The sequence below is a fragment of the Pseudomonas fulva NBRC 16637 = DSM 17717 genome (assembly GCF_000730565.1).
Lineage (GTDB): Bacteria > Pseudomonadota > Gammaproteobacteria > Pseudomonadales > Pseudomonadaceae > Aquipseudomonas > Aquipseudomonas fulva.
Map to the genome: position 1 here is coordinate 126,006 of NZ_BBIQ01000008.1, position 21,657 is coordinate 147,662.

Consider the following 21,657-nt stretch of genomic DNA (forward strand, 5'->3'; position numbering starts at 1 on the left):
TCGCTCAGTGAGGCAATGCTGTTGTTTGCAGTCAAGAATCTAGATCCATCCGCCCCACTGCAAGATGAAAATACCAATGTTGGTGGTGATCGCGGCCATCAGCGTGGTAATCACGATGATTGACGCGGCCAGTTCATGGTTGCCGTTGGCCGCACGCGCCATCACGTAGCTGGCCGCTGCGGTGGGGCTGCCGATGTAGAGAAACAGGATGCCCAGTTCGGCCCCGCGAAAACCACAAAGCCAGGCACCCAGTGTGCCAACGAGTGGCAGCCAGGCCATTTTCACCAGGCTGGCGTCCACGGCCAACCTGCCGCTGTCGCGAAGGGCCGTCAGCGACAGGGTGCCGCCAATGCAGATCAGGGCAAGGGGTAAGGTCATCTGCGCCAGGTAGTCACCGGAGGTGAGCAGCCAATTCGGCAAAGGGACCTGGCCGTAGGCCATGGGAATGGCGACCAGCACGCTGAGAATCAGCGGATTTTTCAGGATGCTTTTGAGGATGCTCCACGGGTCGGACTTCAGGTCGGGGCTGTAGACCGCCAGCACGATGGCAGACAATGAGTTGTACAACAGGATCACCAACCCAGCCAGTACCGCACCCAGTGAGATGCCATAGTCGCCGTACAAGCTTGCGGCCAGCGCCAGGCCAATCACCCCGTTGTTGCCGCGAAAGGCGCCTTGGGTGTAGATACCACGGTCGGCCCACGGGCTGCGCCAGACGGCCATGCCCCAGGCGATGGCAAATCCGGCCAGGGTGGCCACCGTGAAATAGATCATGATCCCTGGCCGGACCGCCGCCGCCAGGTCGGCATGATAGATGCCAAGAAACAGCAAGGCCGGCATGCAGACGTTGAACACCAGTTGCGAAGCGACCTTGTTGAAGTTGTCGTCGATCAGGTGGATACGGCGAAGCAACACGCCCAGAAACAGCATGGCGAAAACGGGCGCCGTGATGTTCAGCGTCTGGATGAGAAGGGCAAGCATGGGCGCACGATCCTGAAAGGGGGTTGCCGTTAGGGGGCTAATGATACGCCAACGGCCAGGATTTGCGGGCATTGTGCGGTGATGGGAGCGCAACCGTGCCCTGCCGGGGCACTGGACCGGCCGCGATGGGCTGCGCAGCAGCCCCAGGTGTCAGCTGCGCAGCGCATGTTGTCGGGGCCGCTACCTCGCGGCAACAGGCCGCGCCTACAGCACGATTCAGCGCCGAACTGGCCGCTTCTGCAATTTGCGCTGCAGTGTCCGGCGGTGCATGCCTAGCGCGCGTGCGGTCGCCGAGATGTTGCCCTCGTGCTCGTTCAGCACGCGCTGGATGTGTTCCCACTGCAGACGGTCCACGGACATGGGGTTTTCCGGCACCAGGGTGTCCAGGTCGGTATGCTCGGACAACAGGGCCGCCAGCACGTCGTCAGCGTCAGCCGGTTTGCACAGGTAGTTGCAGGCGCCGCGCTTGACCGCTTCCACGGCCGTGGCGATGCTCGAGTACCCGGTCAGGATGACGACCCGCATTTCCGGGTCCAGCTCCAGCAGCTTGGGCAGCAGCACCAGGCCCGAATCCCCTTCCATTTTCAGGTCGAGCGTGGCGTAGTCCGGCAGGTCTTGCTGGGCCAGGACCAAACCTTCTTCGGCCGAGCTGGCGGTGCTTACCCGAAAGCCCCTGCGGCTCATGGCCCGGGCCATCACCCGGGTGAAGGTAGCATCGTCGTCCACCAACAGCAGGTGCGGCAGCTCTTCGGTTTCAACCTGGGTTTCTTCACTCATCATGCTTCTCCTCGCGTGCCATAGGGCAGGCGCAATTCGGTCAGGGTGCCACCTTGTTCATGACTATAGAGTTTCACTGAGCCACCCGCACGGGTGACGCTGGCCTTGCTCAGGAACAGGCCCAGGCCGAAGCCCTTGCCCTTGGTGGTAATGAAAGGTTTGCCAATGGCCTCGGCGATGGCCGGCGGTACGCCAGGGCCATGGTCGCGAATGCTGATGACGATGTCCTGGTGATCCCAGTCCAGGCGCACCTCCAGGTCATCAGGACAGGCGTCGGCGGCGTTGTTCAACAAGTTGAGCAGTGCCTGGGTCAGGTCAGGCGGCGGCGTCAACCGAGGGACGAGCCCATCACGCAGGCGCTGGAAGCGGTAACTGGCTTCCGGGCGCATGAGGTGCCAGCGGTTGAGGGCCTCGTCGAGCCAGACGGTGACCTCCTGCTCGACAATGGCCAGGCGGCGATTGGCCTCGGCGGCGCGAACCAGCTGTTGCAGTGTTTCTTTGCACAGTTTGACCTGGTCCTGAAGAATCTGCAGGTCTTCCTGCAGCAGCGGATCAGTATGGTCCTGGCGCATCTCGTTGAGCAACACGCTCATCGTCGCCAGCGGCGTACCCAGCTCGTGGGCCGCGCCCGCCGCCTGGGTGGCCACGGCCAGCAATTGCTCATCGCGCAGGCTTTCTTCGCGCCGCTCCGAGCGCAGGTGTTCCTGGCGCCGAAGCTCCTCGGCCATGCGCGCGGCAAAGAAGGTGATCACCGCCGCGGCCAGCGCAATGCTCAGCCACATGCCGTAGACCTGCATCTTGTCCCGTGCCAGCGGCAGGCCCTCAAGCGGGTAGAACTGCACCAGCAGCAGGCTGTAGGCCGTCAGCGCGATGCCCGACAGAATCAGCGAATACAGCCAGGGCAGCGTCACCGCCGCGATCGCCAGCGGCACCAGGTAGTAGGACACGAAAGGGTTGGTCGAGCCGCCGGAGTAGTACAGCAGAGCGCTGTGTATCAACAGGTCGCACGCCAGTTGCAGGGCATATTCGAGTTCGGTGACCGGCAGCGATAGGCGCAGGCGCAGCGCCGTGAAGGCGCACAGCAGCGAGGACAAGGCCAGGGTGCCGGCCAGCGACAGCCAGGGCAGTGGCAGCAGCTCGGTCCAGTAGGCCACGCCGACCGAGCCGGCCTGGGCGGCCAAAACCAGGACGCGAATAACGGTCAGTCGCCAGAGGTTCTGGCGCGTAGCGGACAGCGGTTGTGCGGCGGCGAGCATGAGCTCTCCTGATGAGTGCTCCAGAAAATCGGCTGGAGTATACCGAAGCGGGGCATGCTGCTGCAGTGATGCGGCAAAGCGCCACACTTTGTCACAGCTTCATGGGGCCAGCGCTGAACCCACTACACTGTTCCCGGTCTGATGGGCCATGCGTGGAATGGATGGCCACACCCCACGCTTTCATCTGCCAAGGAGCACCTTATGCTAATCCAACGTCGCGGCGCTGCCCTTCTCTTGTCCTGCGGTTTGCTGGCCAGCTTGCCAGCGCTGGCCGCCGATGAGCCGCGCTTCAATCAGGTGTCACTGCGCGCCGAAGTGAGCAAGGAAGTGGCACGCGACCTGATGGTCGTGACCCTCTACAGCGAAGCGCAGAACACCGACCCGGGCAAGCTTGCCAAGCAGATCACCGAGACCATGAACAAGGCTGTGCAGCAGTCGCGCCAGGTCAAGGACGTCAAGATCAGCCAGGGCAGCCGCAACAGCTACCCGGTGTACGACACCAAGGGCCAGAAGATTACCGGCTGGCGCGAGCGTGCCGAGCTGCGGCTCGAAAGCGCGGACTTCCCAGCGCTTTCACAGCTCACCGCCGAGCTGCTGCAAGACCTGAAAATGGGCGGCATGGACTTCTCCATCTCACCAGCCACCCGCAAGTCCAGCGAAGACGCGCTGCTCAAGGAAGCCGTCGACGCATTCAAGGCGCGCGCCCAATTGGCCACCGAAGCCCTGGGCGGCAGTGGTTACAAGGTGGTCAGCCTCAACCTGAACAGCAGCGGCTATCCACGGCCTTACCTGCGCAGTGCACCGATGGCGATGAAGGCCATGGCAGCAGACGAAGCTGCGCCAGCGCCGGACATCGAGGCGGGCACCAGCGAAGTGAGCATGAACGCCGATGGCTTGATCGAAGTGCAGATGCCTTGACGGCGAGGTGGCAGGGGCAGGCCCCAGGCCAGCCCCCTGACCAGCAACTGATGCCCTGGCGCCTTGACTGCCCCGTCAGGGCTTTTCACCCTGCCCTGAAGGAAGGCCTGCATTTTAAGAGATTTCCTACACCCTCTTAAGCCTTTCCCGACATCCTCATCCAATCAGCAATATTCAGCAAAAAGCCATCATTTTGCCCTCGCAAACGTTTAACTCCGCCAAAAGTTACACCGATGCGACATTCATGTACTGCCGTGCCACTTTTCAAGTCCCGACTAACCTTGTGCATATTGCATTGGGCCCACCCCTGCATAAGTATCCGCAGGTCGGCTCACGAGGCCGCCCTCTCTGAACAATGACAACAATGAGGCCAACATGCTCAAACATGCAGTCATTCCGTTCCTGCTAGGCGCAGGGTTGCTCACTGGCGCGCCGTCGGCCTTCGCCGCTTCGAACCTGGTGTTCTGTTCAGAAGGCAGCCCGGCCGGCTTCGACCCGGGGCAATACACCACCGGTACCGATTTCGACGCCTCGGCCGAAACGGTCTTCAACCGGTTGACTCAGTTCGAGCGGGGCGGCACTGCGGTCATTCCGGGGCTGGCAACGCGCTGGGAGGTTGCAGAAGATGGCAAGACCTACACCTTCCACCTGCGCGAAGGCGTGAAGTTCCACACCACCGACTACTTCAAGCCCACCCGCCCGTTCAATGCAGACGACGTGCTGTTCACGTTCAACCGCATGCTCGACAAGGACCATCCATTCCGCAAGGCCTACGCCACCGAGTTCCCGTACTTCACCGACATGGGCATGGACAAGAACATCGCCGGGATCGAGAAACTGGACGAGCACACGGTCAAGTTCACCCTCAACGACGTCGACGCCGCGTTCATCCAGAACCTGGCCATGAGCTTTGCCTCGATCCTGTCCGCCGAATACGCCGAGCAGTTGCTTAAAACCGGCCGCCCTAGCGACATCAACCAGCAACCGATAGGCACCGGCCCGTTCGTGTTCCAGCGCTACCAGAAAGACTCGCAGATCCGCTACAAGGCCAACCGTGCCTACTGGGCGCCCGAGCAGGTGAAGCTCGACAACCTGGTGTTCTCGATCAATGTCGATCCGTCGGTGCGCATCCAGAAACTGCGCCGCAACGAGTGCCAGGTCACCCTGCATCCGCGGCCGGCCGACCTGCCAGGGCTCAAGCAGGACACGAACGTGCAGGTCTTGCAGCAAGCAGGGTTCAACCTGGGCTATATCGCCTACAACACCCAGCACCCGCCATTCGATCGGCTTGAGGTGCGCCAGGCCATGGACATGGCAGTCAACAAGCAGGCCATCCTGCAGGCGGTCTACCAGGAAGCAGGACAACGGGCGGTCAACGCCATGCCGCCCACCCAGTGGTCCTACGACACTAGCATCACCGATGCACCGCACGACCCGGAAAAAGCCCGCCAGCTGCTCGAACAGGCCGGGGTCAAGCCTGGCACCGAAATCACTCTGTGGGCCATGCCGGTGCAACGCCCCTACAACCCCAACGCCAAGCTGATGGCCGAAATGCTCCAGGCCGATTGGAGCAAGCTGGGCTTGAAGGTGCGCATCGTCAGCTACGAATGGGGCGAATACATCAAGCGCCTCAAGAGCGGCGAGCACGATGTGGCGCTGATCGGCTGGACCGGTGACAACGGCGACCCCGACAACTGGCTGGGTACGCTGTACAGCTGCGACGCCATTGGCAGCAACAACTATTCGCAATGGTGCGACCCGCAGTACGACAGCCTGGTCAAGCAAGCCAAGCAGGTTACCGACCAAGCTCAGCGCACCACGCTCTATCAGCAAGCCCAGCAGCGGCTCAAGCAGCAGGTGCCGATCACGCCAGTGGCCCACTCCACTGTCAATCAGCCCCTGAGCACCCGAGTGTCTGGGTTCAAGGTCAGCCCGTTCGGGCGCAACGAGTTTTCCGGCGTCAGCGTCGATTAGCACCGACTGGCAGGCAGGGCGCGCAGGGGGGGGAGACCCGCGCGCCATGCCTACCCATCGCCCGCTTAAGCCTCGGTGATCCCGGGGCGCCCCAGGCAACACGGCAACACGGCAACACCCACCCGGCCCACAAGGCCGGCAATAACTAGAAATGAAAAGGAGCTTCTATCGTGAGACTGTTCAATTCGAGCGCACTGGCGTTAGCCATAGGTGCAGCAACCACCACCGTCCACGCCGATCCACAGAGCCAGGCCTACTTGCCGCTCACCCTCGCAGCCGAAAGCGCCCAGGCGCAGGCCAAGGGTTTCGTCGATGGCCAGAGCCTGGGCGGGACGACGCGCAACTGGTACGCCCGCGAACGCGCCACCCGCGCACCGCTGTGGCGCTACTACAAGAGCGACGGCACCCGTCACCCGACCCACACCCGTGAAAACTGGGTGCAAGGCACCATCCTCAACTACACCTCGGGCTTTACCCAGGGCACGGTGGGCTTTGCCGTGGAGGCAGCCGGCTATAACGCCATCGCCCTGCAGCAGGACCGCGAAGCGATCGCAGGTCCCAACAACCGTACCCTGACCCACAGCGACGGCGACGCCATCGGCCAGTGGAGCAAACTGGGGCTGGGCAACGTCAAGGCGCGTCTTTCCAATACCACCCTGACCCTCGGTCGCCAGGCCGTCGATACCCCGATGATCGCCTTTATCGGTAACCGCGCCCTGCCCTCCAGTTTTCAGGGCGCATTCCTGCACAGCGCTGAATTCGACAACCTGACGTTCGACCTGGGTACCTTCGACCGGGTCTCGCCCCGTACCGAGCAGAGCCTGAGCAAGTTCCGCAGCGAATACGGTGCGGCCGGGGTGGAAACGGACCGCGCCAGCACGGTCGGTATCAACTACCAGCCCCTCAAGAGCCTGACCACCAGCCTGTATGCCACCAAGGTCGACGATTTCTGGAACCAGTACTACTTCGGCGCCAATCACATGTTCGGCGACAGCGCCGTGCTCAGCCTGTCCACGGGCCTCAACTACTACAAGACCGTGGACGCCGGCAGCCGCAAGATGGGCGAAATCGACAACGACACCTACAGCCTGTCGCTGGGCCTGACCCATCAGGCGCACACCCTCACCGCCGCCTGGCAGCAGGTCAATGGCAACGAGTATTTCGACTACCTCCACGAAACCAACGGCATCTACCTGGCCAACTCGCTGCTGTCGGACTTCAACGGCCCGAACGAGAAATCGCTGCAGTTATCCTATGTGCTCAACATGGCTTACTACGGCGTGCCAGGGCTGAAATTCAACCTGTACAACGCCCGGGGCTGGGGCATCGACGGCACCCATTACCGCGGTAGCGCCTATGACGTCCAGGGCCTCGATGGCGAGACCCATTACGAGTGGGGTATCGGCACCAGCTACGCCGTACAGAGCGGACCGCTCAAGGACACCAGCATCCGCGCCACCTACACCACACACCGCGCAAGCAAGGCACAGGGCGATGGCAGCCTGAACGAATTCAGGCTCGTGACCACCATCCCGTTCAACATCCTCTGACCGGCCGCCCGGCCCGCTTGCCAGCGGGTCGGGCGTCAGGCTGGAGCACAACGCAGGGAGAATTGATCCATGCACGCTGTGACCAAGAAGACATCGGCGCTGCGGCTGTTGCTGGCAACGCTGCTTTTGGGCAGTACATCCCAGCTGGCCGCCAAGCCGCTGGTGGTGTGCACCGAGGCCAGCCCCGAAGGGTTCGATGTGGTGCAATACACCACGGCGGTAACGTTCGACGCGGCGGCCGAAACCCTCTTCAACCGCCTGGTGGACTTCAAGCCCGGCACCACGGATGTCCAACCGGCCCTGGCCGAGCGTTGGGACATCTCCGCCGACGGCCTGACCTATACCTTCCACCTTCGCCGAGGGGTCAAGTTCCACACCACCGACTATTTCAAGCCCAGCCGCGACCTGAACGCCGACGATGTGCTGTGGAGCTTGCGCCGCCAGCTTGACCCGAGCCACCCCTGGCACGACAAGACCAGCATCGGCTACCCCTACTTCGAGAGCATGGCCTTCAATTCGTTGCTCAAGTCGGTGGACAAGACCGACGACTACACCGTGGTGATCACCTTGACCCGGCCAGAGGCGCCTTTGCTGCGCGACATGGCCATGGGCTTCACGTCCATCTACTCCGCCGAGTACGGCGATCAGTTGTTGGCAGCCGGCAAGACGGCAGAGCTCAACAGCAAGCCAATCGGCACAGGGCCGTTCATTTTCCAGCGCTACAACAAGGATGCCCAGGTCCGCTTCAAGCCCAACCCGGACTACTTCCGGGGCAAGCCGCCCGCCGATGCCCTGATTTTCGCCATCGCCACCGACAGTAATGTTCGCCTGCAAAAGTTGCGCGCCAACGAGTGCCAGGTTGCGTTGTACCCCAAACCGGACGATGTACCGTCGATCGTGGCGGACCCGCGCCTGAAGGTCGCCCAGACCGAAGCGCTGGTGACCGGTTACATCGCCATGAACACCCAGCATCCGTACCTGAGTGATGTACGCGTGCGCAAGGCGATCAACATGGCCTTCGACCGCCAGACCCACGTCGACCAGCTATTCGGCAAAGGCAACGCGCTGGTGGGCGTCAACCCGTATCCCCCTTCGATGATCGGCTACAACACCGACACCCAGAACCCGCCACGCGATCTCGACCAGGCGCGTGCGCTGCTAAAACAAGCCGGTGTCCCCCAGGGCACGGTCATTACCCTGTTCACCCGCAATGGCGGCGGCCCGACTAACCCGAACCCGCGACTGTCCGCCGAGATGCTTCAGGCCGACCTGGCGCAGATCGGCCTGAAGCTGGATATCCGTGTCATGGAGTGGGCCGAAATGCTGCGCCGTGCCAAGAAAGGCGAGGCGGACCTGGTGTCCAGTGGCTGGGCCGGCGACAACGGCGACCCGGACAACTTTCTCACCCCCCTGCTCAGTTGCGAGGCGGCCAGCAATGGCGAGAACTATGCACGCTGGTGCAACTCGAAATTCCAGGCATTGATCACCCGCGCCCGCGAGGTGAGCGACAACGAGGAGCGTGCCAGGCTCTATAGCGAGGCATTGACGGTGTACGATGAGGACCAGCCCTGGATCAGCATGGCCCACCCCAAGGTGTTCACGGCCATGCGTGAGAACGTGGAGGGCTACGTGATCAGCCCCTTGACCAGCAACAACTTCGCTACCACCCGAGTGAAGTAGAACAACAACGACCGCCGTTGCCCTGTGGGCAGCGGCGGCACTGCCGTGGCAGGTACCTGCCATGCGGCCTGATGAGGTAACTGCGACCATGTTGAGTTTTATTGCCCGGCGCTTGGGCCTGTTGATCCCGACCTTTTTCGGCATCACCTTGCTGACCTTCGCGCTGATACGCCTGATCCCCGGTGACCCGGTGGAAGTGATGATGGGCGAACGCAGGGTCGACCCGGAAATGCACGCCCAGGCCATGGAGCGGCTGGGCCTGAACAAACCGTTGCCGGCCCAGTACCTGGACTACATCGGCAAGCTGGCCCAGGGCGACCTGGGCGAGTCGCTGCGCACGCGCGAGAGCGTATGGAGCGAGTTCACCACCTTGTTCCCGGCCACCCTGGAACTGGCCATGGCCGCCTTGCTGTTCGCCGGCGTGGTCGGCTTGCTGGCCGGGGTGATCGCCGCGCTCAAGCGCGGGTCGCTGTTCGACCATGGGGTGATGGGGATTTCGCTGGCGGGCTACTCGATGCCGATCTTCTGGTGGGGCCTGATCCTGATCATGTTCTTCTCGGTGAGCCTGGGCTGGACCCCGGTATCCGGGCGCATCGACCTGCTCTATGACATCGAGCCCAAGACCGGTTTCATGCTCATCGACACCCTGCTCAGCGACGAAGAGGGTTCGTTCAAGGATGCCGTGATGCACCTGATTCTGCCGGCCATCGTACTGGGTACCATCCCGCTGGCGGTGATCGCACGCATGACGCGTTCCTCCATGCTCGAAGTGTTGCGCGAGGACTACATCCGCACGGCGCGTGCCAAGGGGCTGTCCCCGGCCCGGGTCGTGTTCATGCACGGCTTGCGCAACGCCCTGATTCCCGTCCTGACCGTGTTCGGCCTGCAGGTCGGCACCTTGCTGGCCGGTGCGGTGTTGACCGAAACCATTTTCTCCTGGCCGGGCATCGGCAAATGGCTGATCGAAGCCATCGGCGCCCGTGACTACCCCGTGGTCCAGAACGGCATTCTGTTGATTGCCTGCCTGGTGATCCTGGTCAACTTCGTCGTGGACATTCTCTACGGCCTGGCCAATCCACGCATCCGTCATCAGCGCTGAGGCCCCGTCATGACCAACCCGACTGCAAAAACCTTGTCCCCGGTCAGCCCGGTGGACCAGAGCCTTCTCTACCCCTCGCCCTACAAGGAATTCTGGCAGGCCTTCGCGCGCAACAAGGGCGCGGTGATGGGCCTGGCGTTCATGTGCGTGGTGGTGTTCTGCGCGCTGTTCGCGCCCTGGGTCGCGCCCCACGACCCCAGCGAGCAGTACCGCGACTTTCTGCTCACCCCCCCGGTGTGGCTGGAGGGTGGCACTTGGCAGTTCATCCTGGGCACCGATGAGCTTGGCCGCGACCTGCTCTCGCGCTTGATCCAAGGGGCGCGCCTGTCCTTGCTGATTGGCTTGTCCTCGGTGGTGATATCGTTGATCCCCGGCATTCTGCTCGGGTTGCTGGCGGGCTTCTTCCCGCACTTCGTCGGCCCTTCGATCATGCGCCTGATGGACGTGATGCTGGCCCTGCCCTCGCTGCTGCTGGCCGTCGCCATCGTCGCCATCCTCGGCCCTGGCCTGATCAACACCGTGATCGCCATTGCCATCGTCTCGCTGCCCTCCTACGTGCGCCTGACCCGCGCCGCCGTGATGGGCGAGCTGAACCGCGACTACGTCACCGCTGCCCGGCTGGCAGGCGCTGGGCTGGGGCGCCTGATGTTCGTGACCGTGCTGCCCAACTGCATGGCGCCGCTGATCGTGCAGGCCACCTTGAGCTTTTCCTCGGCCATTCTCGACGCCGCCGCCCTGGGCTTCCTGGGCCTTGGTGTGCAACCCCCGACGCCGGAGTGGGGCACCATGCTGGCCTCGGCCAGGGATTACATCGAGCGCGCCTGGTGGGTGGTGAGCCTGCCGGGCCTGACCATCCTGCTCAGCGTACTGGCGATCAACCTGATGGGTGATGGCCTGCGCGATGCGCTCGACCCCAAACTCAAGAACGCCGCCTGAGGAGCACACCCATGTCTTTGTTGCAGATCAACAACCTCAACGTGCGTTTTGGCGACGCGGACGCCGTGCCAGTGGTGGACGGGCTGGACTTACAGGTTCAAGCCGGCGAAATCCTGGCCATCGTCGGCGAGTCCGGCTCGGGCAAATCGGTGACCATGATGGCCCTGATGGGCCTGGTCGAGGCCCCTGGCCGGATCACGGCCGATGCCATGACATTCGACGGTACCGACATGCTCACCCTCAGCGGCCGGCAACGGCGCAAGGTGGTCGGCAAGGACATCGCCATGGTCTTCCAAGACCCCATGACGGCCCTGAACCCCAGCTACACCGTGGGTTATCAGATCGAAGAAGTCCTGCGTCAACACCTGGGCCTCAAGGGCAAGGCGGCGCGGCAACGGGCCCTGGAACTGCTGCAGAAGGTCGAGATCCCGGCCGCCGAAAGCCGCCTGGACGCTTATCCGCATCAACTGTCCGGCGGCATGAGCCAACGGGTGGCCATCGCCATGGCCATCGCCGGTGAGCCGAAGCTGCTGATCGCCGATGAGCCGACCACGGCGCTGGACGTGACCATCCAGGCGCAGATCATGGAGCTGCTGGTCAACCTGCAACAGGAGCGCAACATGGCCCTGATCCTGATCACCCATGACCTGGCGGTAGTGGCCGAGACCGCGCGCCGGGTGTGCGTGATGTATGCAGGCCAGGCCGTGGAGGTGGGCCAGGTGCCAGAGCTGTTCGACGTCCCTGCCCACCCCTATACCGAAGCCCTGCTGGCGGCGATTCCCGAACACAGCCTGGGTGCCGAGCGCTTGGCTACCCTGCCTGGCATCGTCCCGGGCCGCTATGACCGGCCAACGGGTTGCCTGCTGTCACCGCGTTGCCCTTATGTGCAGGACAACTGCCGACACCAGCGCCCGGCCCTGGACCCCAAGGCCCAGAGCCTGGCCCGTTGTTTCTACCCACTGAACCAGGAGGTGGCGTGATGGCCGTCGTTCTATCGGCCCGGGACCTGACCCGGCATTACGAAGTCTCCCGCGGGTTGTTCAAGGGCCATGCGCTGGTGCGCGCGCTCAATGGCGTTTCGTTCGAACTGGAGGCGGGCAAGACGTTGGCGGTAGTCGGTGAGTCCGGTTGCGGCAAGTCGACCCTGGCCCGCGCCCTGACCCTGATCGAGCAGCCCACCTCAGGCTCGCTGCAGATTGCAGGTACCGAGGTCACCGGAGCCAGCAAGGCCGAGCGCAAGCAACTGCGCCGGGACGTGCAGATGGTCTTCCAGAGCCCTTACGCCTCGCTCAACCCGCGGCAGAAGATCGGTGACCAGCTGGCCGAGCCTTTGCTGATCAACACCGCGCTGAGCAAGGCGCAGCGCCGTGACAGGGTGCAGAAGATGATGGAGCAGGTGGGGCTGCGCCCGGAGCATTACCAGCGCTATCCGCACATGTTCTCCGGTGGGCAGCGTCAGCGTATCGCGCTGGCACGGGCCATGATGTTGCAGCCCAAGGTGTTGGTGGCTGACGAGCCGACATCTGCACTGGATGTGTCCATCCAGGCCCAGGTGCTGAACTTGTTCATGGACATGCAGCAGCAGTACGGTACCGGTTATGTATTCATCTCCCACAACCTGGCGGTAGTACGTCACGTGGCTGACGATGTGCTGGTCATGTACTTGGGCAGGCCGGCGGAGATGGGGCCCAAAGCCGATATCTACGAAAAGCCGCTGCATCCGTACACCCAGGCTCTATTGTCTGCCACACCCGCTATTCATCCAGACCCGTCCAAGCCGCGCATCCGCATTGCCGGTGAGCTGCCCAACCCGCTCAACCCGCCGGATGGCTGCGCTTTTCACAAACGCTGCCCCTACGCGACCGATCGCTGCGCCAATGAGGTGCCGGCGTTCAGGCAAGTGGAAACCCGGCAGGTGGCTTGTCATTATGCGGAGCAGTTTCTTTAACGAAGGTACGGCGCGGTCGGTCGGGCGGACCGCCACGACCGCTCCGAATTCACTCACCATCAGAAGCGACGCAAGGCAGCAGACCGACAAATGAGACATAAACGAAAAGGGCCGCTAAGCGGCCCTTTTCGTCAGTGCATGAACAGTGCAATCAGAATGATGACTGGAATCGGTACACCCAGCATCCATAGCAATATCGAGCGCATGTTCGTTCTCCTTACTTAGCGTTGAATGGTGCGGTGAGCGACGTAGTCGCCTTCGAGCCACTGAACCTGGTCGCGACGACGACCACCGTACAGCGCGGCCAGGCTGGCGAAGAAGGCGCCGCACAGCAGGGCCACGAAGGTCCACAGGGCAGTCCAGGCAGCCACTTTGGCGGCGGTGTCTGCAGCCTGCTTGGCATCGGTTTTCAGTTGCTGAACCTGAGCCATGACCTGATCGACGCGAGCTTCGGCTTCCGGTTGGGAAAGGCGGGTGCGCTGGGCAACCAGCTGCGCCAGGTAGGCACGGTCTTCAGGTGCCAGGGCGCCGTCACCGGCAAAGCCTTTGGCCAGGATGCGAGCGGCAACACCGTTGGCCGCATCATCGCTGACAGGCGCCGGGCCCTCGCCACGGAACAGGCCGTCGACGAAGTAGTCCAGGGACTCATCCGAGGCATTGGAAGCGGCAGCGCCACCGGCAGCGGCGGTCATGCCGGCCGCTTGAGTGGCTGCACTGGCACCAGCGCCCACGATGTTGCCGGCTGTGCCCAGTACCAGCATGGCCGTTACCAGGGTAGCCACGGCCCACGACAGGAAGCCGTGTGCAGTGTCGCGGAAATACACTTCGTCGCCGTGCAGATTGGCCCATTTCACGCGCAGACGGCCGGCAATGTAGCCGCCCATGCCCGAAGCGATGATCTGGGTCAGCAGCAACCAGACAATGGTAGAGATGCCCAGGGCTTTCGCACTGGCCCCTTCATCTGCCCACGGCGAGGTCGCGGCAAAGCCGAGCCCTGCACCGAGTACCACCAGAAGGAGGGAGATGGCAGCAGCACCGGCTGCGCCAGCAAAGATTGCTGCCCAGGAAACACCTGAGCGGCTTTGTGTATCGACAACGGGATAGTCGGCAGATGAGATCATGATGTGGTCGCCTGTGTTGTTAGCGAGAAGTCCATTCGCGCATTAAACGTTGCAGCGGCTGTGCCAGTTGCCGTAAAAAATCACGCCCTTTGAAATCAACAACTTACAAAAACAGGTTAATTATTGACCGTGCAAAATGCGCGAATCGGCCTGTAGCGTCAGGTGTTCTGCATTCTTGTCGCCACGCCAGGGAAAGGGCATGATCCGTCCATGACCCTGCCCGATGGCCCGTCCCAGACACCGATTACCGCCGACACCGTGATGCGCTACCACCTGTGCTGGAAGCATCGTGATCTCGATGGCGTGATGGCGCTGTACCACCCCGACATTCAATACCACGACTTCTTTCAGAACCGTGTGCTGGGCCATGCCGAGCTGCGTACGTACGTGGGCGCCTGCCTGCCCCATGCCGCCGGCGAGGACATCGTGCACAGCGACCGTATCCGCGTCGATGGCTGCACGGCGTATATTCAGTACCAAGTCACCGTGCAGGGCGGGGACGGCCTGGTGGCGTTCCAGTCCAGCGAGGCGATCACGGTCAAGGACGGTCTGATCTGGCAGGTCAATGAATACGCCACACTCGTGCGTCAGCACAGCGCAAGCAGCACCAGTCGCACCTCACGGCCCGCCACCAGCCGGCTTGGGCTGTCCCCGCGCCAGTTGTCTACCATGGCGCAAGACCTTGAGCACTACTTCCAGCGACATCGTCCGTACCTGGATCCTGACTTGAGTTTGCAACAGGTCGCCCAGGCCAGCGGTTACAGCCGCAATCAGATTTCCTACTTGCTGAACCAGGTGCTGGGTCAGCGTTTTTACCGCTACGTCAACCAAGCCCGCCTTCAGCACCTGATGACGATCCTGGCGAATGACAGCGGCCAGACGTCCATCGATGACCTGGCGTTCAACGCCGGTTTCAACTCGCTGTCCGCGTTCTACAAATGCTTCCGCGAGCATACCGGGCTGACGCCAAAGGCCTATCTAAAACAGATTTCCTCGCGTGCACGCACGTAAGACAACCGCTGGCGTTGGCCACTAGCATCGCTCCATCACCTGATCGCTTGTGGAGCCCGGCCCATGCAGCCTCTGCGTACACTCAGCTTGTGGATGGACCAGCTGCAAGAGCCGCTGTGCGCGCGCCCTGCCCTGCGTGAAAATGTCGAGGCCGACGTCTGCATCATCGGCGCTGGCTACACAGGCCTGTGGACCGCTTACTACCTCAAGCGCCAGGCACCGCACCTCAATGTCGTGGTAATCGAGGCCAACATCGCAGGGTTTGGCGCCTCGGGGCGCAACGGCGGGTGGTTGATGGGCAATTTGCTGGGTGAAGATCGCCTGTTGGCCAGCCTGTCGCCGGTTCAGCGCCGCGCCAGCATTGAGCTGCTGCATGACATTCCAGACGAAGTACAGCGCGTGTTGCACCGCGAACAGCTCGATTGCGACTACCGCAAGGGCGGCGTGTTGTACTGCGCAGCCCGTTATCCCGAGCAGGAGCGAAGCCTGCGTGCCTACCTGGATCACTTGTACAACCTGGGCATGACCGAGGACGATTACCACTGGCTGCGTCCAGCGCAACTGCAGGGCCAGCTGCGCGTAAGCAATGCCTATGGGGCTATCTACAGCCCGCACACGGCCACGATTCAGCCGGCCAAGCTCGTCCGTGGCCTGGCCAGCGCAGTCGAGGCCCTGGGGGTGCCGATCTACGAAAACACACCGGCGCTGGACTGGCAACCTGGCGAAGTGACCACCCCGTTGGCACGCCTGCGGTGCAACTGGATCGTCCCGGCGGTGGAAGGCTATGCCGCCAGCTTGCCGCCGTTGGGCAAACACCAGTTGCCGGTTCAGAGCCTGATGGTCGCTACCGAGCCTTTGCCTGAGGCCATTTGGGCGCAGATCGGCCTCGACCAGGGACAAGCCTTCAGCGAGGGCAGCCGACAGGTGACCTATGGTCAGCGCACTGCCGATGATCGGCTGGTGTTCGGTGCCCGAGGTGGCTACCGCTTCGGTGGCAGGTTGCGTGAGGACTTCAACCTCCAGGCCCATGAAATCGAGCTGCGTCGCTACCTGTTCAGCGAGCTGTTTCCCCAACTGCGCCATGTACGCATCACCCATTCGTGGGGTGGCAACCTGGGTATGGCGCGGCGCTTCCAGCCGCACATGCTGTGCGACCGCCAGCGGGGTATCGCGTTGGCCGGTGGCTACGGCGGTGAAGGCGTAGGCGCGACCAACCTGGGTGGTCGCACCCTGGCTGCACTTATCCTGAATCAGCAGAACGCACTCACCGGGCAGCCTTGGGTACATGACAACAGGCCGCTATCGAGCCTGGCCAGCTGGCCTCCGGAGCCCAGCCGCTGGCTGGGGTACAACGCCATCATCCAGAGTTTCGTCCACGAGGACCGTACCCTGGCCAACCCCGCGACACCGCCATGGAGACGGCAACTGGCCAGCAAGCTGGCAGATTTCATGGAAGGTTTCATGCACTGATTCTTCACCCAAACAGGACCGACCTTTCATGAGCATCACTCAGTTCAAACGGGCAGACAGCGCCGTTTTGCAGTCCAGCAGCCCTGTCGCCGTACCGCTCGGCCAACCCGTGGCGGTGACATCGACCACGAGCGTGCAACGCAGCGATGGCGTGGAGACGGGAATCTGGGAATGCACCCCAGGGCGCTGGCGACGGCAAATCACGCAACAGGAGTTCTGCCACTTCATCAAGGGGCGCTGCACCTTCACCCCTGACGATGGCGAGCCCCTGGTCATAGAAGCCGGAGACGCATTGATGCTACCGGCCAACAGCACTGGCACCTGGGATATCCAGGAAACCGTGCGCAAGACCTACGTACTTATCTTCTGATCCGCTGATCGCCTGCCTTCGATAACAACACACAAAGCAAGGTAAACCGATATGCGCACGCTTATCATCGCCCCCTTGATGCTGGCCGCCAGCGTGGCCAGCGCGGCAGAAACCGTCAAGATCTACAACTGGTCCAGTTACATCGCGCCCGACACCTTGAAGCAGTTCCAGCAAGCCACCGGCATCGTGCCCACCTACGACGTCTATGACAGCAACGAGACCCTCGATGGCAAGTTGATGACCGGCAATTCCGGCTACGACGTGGTGTTTCCCTCCAACCATTTCATGGCCCGGCAAATCCAGGGCAAAGCCCTCAAGCGCCTGGACAAGTCGCAGTTGCCCAACTGGAAGAACCTCAACCCAGTGCTGCTCAAGGCCCTGGAGGGCAACGACCCAGGCAACCAGTACGGGTTCCCGTACCTCTGGGGCAGCACGGGCATCGGCTACAACATCGACAAGGTCAAAGCCGTATTGGGCGACGACGCGCCGGTCGACTCCTGGGACCTGATCTTCAAGCCGCAGTACATGAGCAAGCTCAAAGGTTGTGGCGTGGCGGTGCTGGACAATGGCCCCGAGTTGCTACCCATCGCCTTGCATTACCTGGGGCTGCCCCACCATAGCCAGAACCCGGCCGACTACGACAAGGCCAAGGCGCTGCTGATGCAGGTGCGGCCGTACATCAGCTATTTCCATTCATCCAAGTACACGGCGGACCTGGCCAATGGCGACGTCTGCGTGGTGGTCGGGTTCTCGGGGGACGTGCTCCAGGCAAAGAACCGCGCCGAGGAGGCCCACAACGGGGTCAAGGTCGGCTACTCGATACCCAAGGAGGGGGCGCCGATGTGGTTCGACATGGTGGCCATGCCCGTCGATGCGCCGGATGAAAAGGCCGGGTATGCCTACATGAACTACCTGCTGGAGCCGCAGGTAATGGCCGCCATCAGCAATCATGTGCAATACGCCAACGCCAACCTGCAAGCCGATGCGCTGGTTGACCCGGCGCTCAAGGCCAACACCATGATCTATCCGAGCGAAGCGGTGATGGGCAAGTTGTACGCGCTAGAAGCGATGCCGGCCAAGATAGACCGCATCAGGACGCGTATCTGGACCAGTGTGAAGGCGGGCAACTGATGCCTGCGCCTGCGAAAGTGGCAGGAAATGGTTGAGGTGAGCGAGGCGAACGTCGGGCCGCCCTGCTCGCGCAAGGGCCCGGCCAGCGAAGCGGCCGGGCCTTTTACGCTCAGTGGTGCTCGCGCGTGGCGCGGAACTTGACGTCAGGCCAGCGCTCTTCCATCAGCGACAGGTTGACCCGGGTGGGCGCCAAGTAGGTCAGGTGCCCGCCACCATCGATGGCCAGGTTCTCCATGGCCTTGTTCTGGAATTCCTCCAGCTTCTTCTTGTCGTCGCAGGCGATCCAGCGCGCCGACCACACGGTGATGGGCTCGTAGGCACACTCGACCTTGTATTCTTCCTTCAGGCGGCTGGCAACCACGTCGAACTGCAGCACACCGACCGCACCGAGGATGATGTCGTTGCTGCGCTCGGGGAAGAACACCTGGGTAGCACCTTCTTCGGCCAGCTGCTGCAGGCCCTGACGCAACTGCTTGGATTTCAGCGGGTCTTTCAGGCGCACGCGGCGGAACAGTTCCGGGGCGAAGTGCGGGATGCCGGTAAAGCCCAGCGCCTCGCCTTCGGTGAAGGTGTCACCGATCTGGATGGTGCCGTGGTTGTGCAAACCGATGATGTCGCCGGCGTAGGCTTCTTCGAGCTGCTCACGCTCGGACGAGAAGAAGGTCAGCGCATCGCCGATGCGAAGGTCCTTGTTCAGCCGCACGTGGCGCATTTTCATGCCCTTTTCGTACTTGCCCGAGCAGATGCGCATGAAGGCGATACGGTCCCGGTGTTTCGGGTCCATGTTCGCCTGGATCTTGAACACGAAGCCGGTGAATTTCTCTTCCACGGGCTCGACGGTACGCTCGTGGGCAACACGGCCCAGCGGGCGCGGCGCCCAGTCGACGACGGCATCGAGCACGTGGTCGACACCGAAGTTGCCCAGTGCGGTACCGAAGAACACAGGGGTCAGTTGACCGTTGATGAATTCGTCCTGGTCGAACTCGTGGCAAGCGCCCTGCACCAGCTCCAGCTGCTCGACGAACGCGTCGTACTGGTCGCCCAGGTGGGCGCGGGCTTCGTCCGAGTCCAGATTGCGAATGATCTTGGCTTCGGTGCGCTCGTGGCCGTGGCCGGGCGTGTAGACGATGATGTAGTCACCGGTCAGGTGGTACACGCCCTTGAAGTCACGGTAACACCCGATAGGCCAGGTAATCGGTGCGGCCTTGATCTTCAGAACGGCTTCGATTTCGTCGAGCAGTTCGATCGGGTCGCGAATGTCGCGGTCGAGCTTGTTGATGAAGCTGACGATGGGCGTGTCGCGCAGGCGGCATACGTCCATCAGGGCAATGGTACGCGGCTCCACACCTTTACCGCCGTCGAGCACCATCAGCGCCGAGTCCACCGCGGTGAGGGTGCGATAGGTGTCTTCGGAGAAGTCTTCGTGGCCGGGGGTGTCGAGCAGGTTGATCATGTGCTCTCGGTACGGGAACTGCATCACCGAAGTGGTGATGGAGATGCCGCGCTGCTTCTCCATTTCCATCCAGTCGGAGGTGGCGTGGCGGTCGGACTTGCGCGACTTCACGGTGCCGGCGACGGAGATGGCCTTGCCCATCAGCAACAGCTTCTCGGTGATGGTGGTCTTACCGGCGTCGGGGTGGGAAATGATTGCGAAAGTGCGGCGCTTCGCGACTTCGGCGGCCTGGTTGGTCATGGGAAATCGCCTGACTGGGGGATTTGAAAGGGGCGATATCATACCTGAACTCTGGCGTCAGGCCAAAACCTGCCGCCACGCGCTGGCCCGCCTCAATGATCGTCCATGAGCTCCTGGCCGACATGCAGAATGTCCAGTTCCAGGTCCATGGGCTGTCCACCCTCATTGACCACATAGGCAAACCAGTGACCTGCCACCGTTTCCTTGCGATAGGCCTGAAGCGGTATGTTCGAGCGGGTATGGATACGGCCACGAATCGTCTGCCCTGGTTCGACGATGGATGTCATGCTCCGCCACTCGCCACCCTCGTCCATCTGCATGAACTTCCACAATGTTTGCTCGCCGGGAGGTGCGGCATAGAGGCCGGCGTAGCCATTGTTGCTGCAGTCGAGGTGGCAATTGGCAGACTGAAAGTCCCGCCCCGTCTTTCGGCTCCAAGACTGGATGTCGTAGTAAGGACGGCCAATCGCGGCGTCGAACAGGCAACGGAACATGAACATGTGTGGCGACTTTGTCACCAGAGAGGTGACGATCATCCAGTCATCGGCGGCGCGTGCGGCCTGTTGGCCGCGCTCGACCAATTTAGCGCAGTCCAGATACCCCGGCGCGTCCAGGGACAGACAACGTACCTGGGCGATGAACGATCGGTCATAACTGTAATTCAGCATGGCATGGGACCTGTGCAAGATTGAACAAAAACGACTTTTTTCCAGTTCGCTACAGCCCAGTATTGAAGAGGCCTATGAGCGTAATGAGCACCTGGAAACAATGACTTGCGAGCTGCGCAGGGCTGGCCAAATGCTTCCCCAGATGGGAACCTTGGTGCCTTGGGAGACGTCCATTGCCCTGAATTGCACCTCGACTCAGGGCTGAATTCATCAGCATCTTCGATGCCCGACGGGGCTCGACTCATTGCATGAACGCTCAGCTTCAACGGCATCATGCTGCTACTCGCGAACACACCACCGCTGCCCTCGAGGGCTGGCCAAGAAGAAGTGTGCTCGCCGACGACAAGAAGGAGTCCACCTGTGGCGACACGCTACGGAAAAGGGCTGTTGGGATGGGCCGCCGTGCTCGTCATCCTGGCCCTGCTGGTCCATTGGATCGGCCTCGACACGATCGCGCGCTACCGCGACGATCTGACGTTCTACCTGCAAGCGCACCTGGTTCTGGTGCTGGCTTCGATGGCGGCGGCATTGGCCGTGGGCATCCCCGCCGGCATTGCCTTGAGTCGACCGCACAGGGTCGACAAAGCCGAGCGGTTCATGCAGTTCTTCAACATTGGCAACACCATCCCTCCCTTGGCCGTACTGGCCATCGCCCTGAGCGTGCTAGGCATCGGCGCAGGGCCTGCCATTTTCGCCCTGTTCCTCGCCTCCCTCCTGCCCATCGTGCGCAACACCTACGAAGGGCTGAAAAACGTTCCCGCCTCGCTCAAGGAAGCCGCTACCGGCATCGGCATGACGCCGCGCCAGCAGTTATGGCAGGTCGAGCTGCCCAACGCCGTGCCCATCATCGTCGGCGGCGTGCGTGTGGCGCTGGCACTGAACGTGGGCACCGCCCCGCTCGCCTTCCTGATCGGTGCCAACAGCCTGGGCAGCCTGATCTTCCCCGGCATCGCCCTGAACAACCAGCCCCAGCTTTTGCTGGGCGCCGCTTGCACGGCACTGCTGGCATTGCTGCTGGACGCACTGGTGACGTTCGCCAGCAAGCGCTGGCTGGAACGTGGCCTGGCCCAATAA

General features: G+C 62.3%; 19 protein-coding genes. 13 read left to right on the forward strand and 6 right to left on the reverse strand.

Annotated elements, in window-relative coordinates:
- Positions 1 to 39 precede the first annotated feature (39 nt).
- The 3 genes from PFU01S_RS10435 to PFU01S_RS10445 form a co-directional block, all read right to left on the reverse strand.
- Complete coding sequence (locus PFU01S_RS10435; RefSeq protein WP_027913722.1) at positions 40 to 981, reverse strand: AEC family transporter; 942 nt, start codon at positions 979 to 981, stop codon at positions 40 to 42.
- Between the two features lie 216 nt (positions 982 to 1,197).
- On the reverse strand, positions 1,198 to 1,758 hold the full coding sequence (locus tag PFU01S_RS10440; protein ID WP_028687043.1) for a response regulator transcription factor: 561 nt from the start codon (positions 1,756 to 1,758) through the stop codon (positions 1,198 to 1,200).
- Positions 1,758 to 3,014, reverse strand: a complete 1,257-nt coding sequence (locus PFU01S_RS10445; RefSeq protein ID WP_027913720.1) for an ATP-binding protein — start codon at positions 3,012 to 3,014, stop codon at positions 1,758 to 1,760. Before PFU01S_RS10445 ends, PFU01S_RS10440 begins: the two co-directional genes overlap by 1 nt.
- A 201-nt stretch (positions 3,015 to 3,215) precedes the next feature.
- On the opposite strand from PFU01S_RS10445, the gene PFU01S_RS10450 reads away from it, so the two are divergent.
- The 8 genes from PFU01S_RS10450 to PFU01S_RS10485 all read left to right on the forward strand — a co-directional run bounded on the left by PFU01S_RS10450 (position 3,216) and on the right by PFU01S_RS10485 (position 13,119).
- Positions 3,216 to 3,932 carry an SIMPL domain-containing protein gene (locus tag PFU01S_RS10450; protein WP_028687042.1) on the forward strand — a complete coding sequence of 239 codons (717 nt, stop codon included), beginning with the start codon at positions 3,216 to 3,218 and terminating at the stop codon, positions 3,930 to 3,932.
- Between the two features lie 375 nt (positions 3,933 to 4,307).
- Entirely contained in the window at positions 4,308 to 5,906 is a 1,599-nt protein-coding gene (locus PFU01S_RS10455; protein ID WP_028687041.1) for an ABC transporter substrate-binding protein, read from the forward strand.
- Positions 5,907 to 6,076: 170 nt separating this feature from the next.
- Positions 6,077 to 7,456: an OprD family porin gene (locus PFU01S_RS10460; protein ID WP_027913716.1), complete on the forward strand. Its 1,380-nt coding sequence runs from the start codon at positions 6,077 to 6,079 to the stop codon at positions 7,454 to 7,456.
- Positions 7,457 to 7,525: 69 nt separating this feature from the next.
- Complete coding sequence (locus PFU01S_RS10465; RefSeq protein WP_028687040.1) at positions 7,526 to 9,136, forward strand: ABC transporter substrate-binding protein; 1,611 nt, start codon at positions 7,526 to 7,528, stop codon at positions 9,134 to 9,136.
- Between the two features lie 88 nt (positions 9,137 to 9,224).
- Complete coding sequence (locus PFU01S_RS10470; protein WP_027913714.1) at positions 9,225 to 10,235, forward strand: ABC transporter permease subunit; 1,011 nt, start codon at positions 9,225 to 9,227, stop codon at positions 10,233 to 10,235.
- A 9-nt stretch (positions 10,236 to 10,244) separates the two neighbouring features.
- Positions 10,245 to 11,171, forward strand: coding sequence for an ABC transporter permease subunit (locus PFU01S_RS10475; protein ID WP_027913713.1), 927 nt, complete (start codon positions 10,245 to 10,247; stop codon positions 11,169 to 11,171).
- Between the two features lie 11 nt (positions 11,172 to 11,182).
- Entirely contained in the window at positions 11,183 to 12,151 is a 969-nt protein-coding gene (locus PFU01S_RS10480; protein WP_027913712.1) for an ABC transporter ATP-binding protein, read from the forward strand.
- Positions 12,151 to 13,119 (forward strand): peptide ABC transporter ATP-binding protein, encoded by a 969-nt coding sequence (locus tag PFU01S_RS10485; RefSeq protein WP_027913711.1) that lies wholly within the window; start codon positions 12,151 to 12,153, stop codon positions 13,117 to 13,119. Before PFU01S_RS10480 ends, PFU01S_RS10485 begins: the two co-directional genes overlap by 1 nt.
- Positions 13,120 to 13,340: 221 nt before the next feature.
- On the opposite strand, the gene PFU01S_RS10490 is transcribed toward PFU01S_RS10485, so the two are convergent.
- Positions 13,341 to 14,240, reverse strand: a complete 900-nt coding sequence (locus PFU01S_RS10490) for a hypothetical protein (RefSeq protein ID WP_027913710.1) — start codon at positions 14,238 to 14,240, stop codon at positions 13,341 to 13,343.
- Positions 14,241 to 14,450: 210 nt separating this feature from the next.
- Between PFU01S_RS10490 and PFU01S_RS10495 the strand changes: the two genes are divergently transcribed.
- The 4 genes from PFU01S_RS10495 to PFU01S_RS10510 all read left to right on the forward strand — a co-directional run bounded on the left by PFU01S_RS10495 (position 14,451) and on the right by PFU01S_RS10510 (position 18,222).
- Positions 14,451 to 15,251 carry a helix-turn-helix domain-containing protein gene (locus PFU01S_RS10495; RefSeq protein WP_027913709.1) on the forward strand — a complete coding sequence of 267 codons (801 nt, stop codon included), beginning with the start codon at positions 14,451 to 14,453 and terminating at the stop codon, positions 15,249 to 15,251.
- Positions 15,252 to 15,314: 63 nt separating this feature from the next.
- Positions 15,315 to 16,721 carry an NAD(P)/FAD-dependent oxidoreductase gene (locus PFU01S_RS10500; RefSeq protein ID WP_027913708.1) on the forward strand — a complete coding sequence of 469 codons (1,407 nt, stop codon included), beginning with the start codon at positions 15,315 to 15,317 and terminating at the stop codon, positions 16,719 to 16,721.
- A gap of 28 nt (positions 16,722 to 16,749) precedes the next feature.
- Positions 16,750 to 17,091: a cupin domain-containing protein gene (locus PFU01S_RS10505; protein WP_028687039.1), complete on the forward strand. Its 342-nt coding sequence runs from the start codon at positions 16,750 to 16,752 to the stop codon at positions 17,089 to 17,091.
- Positions 17,092 to 17,142: 51 nt separating this feature from the next.
- A complete protein-coding gene (locus PFU01S_RS10510) occupies positions 17,143 to 18,222 on the forward strand; it encodes a polyamine ABC transporter substrate-binding protein (RefSeq protein ID WP_028687038.1) in 1,080 nt (359 codons plus the stop codon).
- 109 nt (positions 18,223 to 18,331) lie between these two features.
- Here PFU01S_RS10510 and PFU01S_RS10515 read toward each other — a convergent pair whose 3' ends face one another.
- A complete protein-coding gene (locus PFU01S_RS10515) occupies positions 18,332 to 19,915 on the reverse strand; it encodes a peptide chain release factor 3 (RefSeq protein ID WP_028687037.1) in 1,584 nt (527 codons plus the stop codon).
- Between the two features lie 92 nt (positions 19,916 to 20,007).
- Positions 20,008 to 20,583 carry a hypothetical protein gene (locus PFU01S_RS10520; RefSeq protein ID WP_027913704.1) on the reverse strand — a complete coding sequence of 192 codons (576 nt, stop codon included), beginning with the start codon at positions 20,581 to 20,583 and terminating at the stop codon, positions 20,008 to 20,010.
- Positions 20,584 to 20,943: 360 nt separating this feature from the next.
- On the opposite strand from PFU01S_RS10520, the gene PFU01S_RS10530 reads away from it, so the two are divergent.
- Complete coding sequence (locus PFU01S_RS10530) at positions 20,944 to 21,657, forward strand: ABC transporter permease (protein ID WP_027913703.1); 714 nt, start codon at positions 20,944 to 20,946, stop codon at positions 21,655 to 21,657.

Excerpts from the sequence above, each read along its gene's own strand:
- PFU01S_RS10435 (WP_027913722.1), bottom strand. The coding sequence starts at position 981 with ATGCTTGCCCTTCTCATCCAGACGCTGAACATCACGGCGCCCGTTTTC.
- PFU01S_RS10440 (WP_028687043.1), bottom strand. The coding sequence starts at position 1,758 with ATGAGTGAAGAAACCCAGGTTGAAACCGAAGAGCTGCCGCACCTGCTG.
- PFU01S_RS10445 (WP_027913720.1), bottom strand. The coding sequence starts at position 3,014 with ATGCTCGCCGCCGCACAACCGCTGTCCGCTACGCGCCAGAACCTCTGG.
- PFU01S_RS10450 (WP_028687042.1), top strand. The coding sequence starts at position 3,216 with ATGCTAATCCAACGTCGCGGCGCTGCCCTTCTCTTGTCCTGCGGTTTG.
- PFU01S_RS10455 (WP_028687041.1), top strand. The coding sequence starts at position 4,308 with ATGCTCAAACATGCAGTCATTCCGTTCCTGCTAGGCGCAGGGTTGCTC.
- PFU01S_RS10465 (WP_028687040.1), top strand. The coding sequence starts at position 7,526 with ATGCACGCTGTGACCAAGAAGACATCGGCGCTGCGGCTGTTGCTGGCA.
- PFU01S_RS10470 (WP_027913714.1), top strand. The coding sequence starts at position 9,225 with ATGTTGAGTTTTATTGCCCGGCGCTTGGGCCTGTTGATCCCGACCTTT.
- PFU01S_RS10475 (WP_027913713.1), top strand. The coding sequence starts at position 10,245 with ATGACCAACCCGACTGCAAAAACCTTGTCCCCGGTCAGCCCGGTGGAC.
- PFU01S_RS10480 (WP_027913712.1), top strand. The coding sequence starts at position 11,183 with ATGTCTTTGTTGCAGATCAACAACCTCAACGTGCGTTTTGGCGACGCG.
- PFU01S_RS10485 (WP_027913711.1), top strand. The coding sequence starts at position 12,151 with ATGGCCGTCGTTCTATCGGCCCGGGACCTGACCCGGCATTACGAAGTC.
- PFU01S_RS10490 (WP_027913710.1), bottom strand. The coding sequence starts at position 14,240 with ATGATCTCATCTGCCGACTATCCCGTTGTCGATACACAAAGCCGCTCA.
- PFU01S_RS10495 (WP_027913709.1), top strand. The coding sequence starts at position 14,451 with ATGACCCTGCCCGATGGCCCGTCCCAGACACCGATTACCGCCGACACC.
- PFU01S_RS10500 (WP_027913708.1), top strand. The coding sequence starts at position 15,315 with ATGCAGCCTCTGCGTACACTCAGCTTGTGGATGGACCAGCTGCAAGAG.
- PFU01S_RS10505 (WP_028687039.1), top strand. The coding sequence starts at position 16,750 with ATGAGCATCACTCAGTTCAAACGGGCAGACAGCGCCGTTTTGCAGTCC.
- PFU01S_RS10510 (WP_028687038.1), top strand. The coding sequence starts at position 17,143 with ATGCGCACGCTTATCATCGCCCCCTTGATGCTGGCCGCCAGCGTGGCC.
- PFU01S_RS10515 (WP_028687037.1), bottom strand. The coding sequence starts at position 19,915 with ATGACCAACCAGGCCGCCGAAGTCGCGAAGCGCCGCACTTTCGCAATC.
- PFU01S_RS10520 (WP_027913704.1), bottom strand. The coding sequence starts at position 20,583 with ATGCTGAATTACAGTTATGACCGATCGTTCATCGCCCAGGTACGTTGT.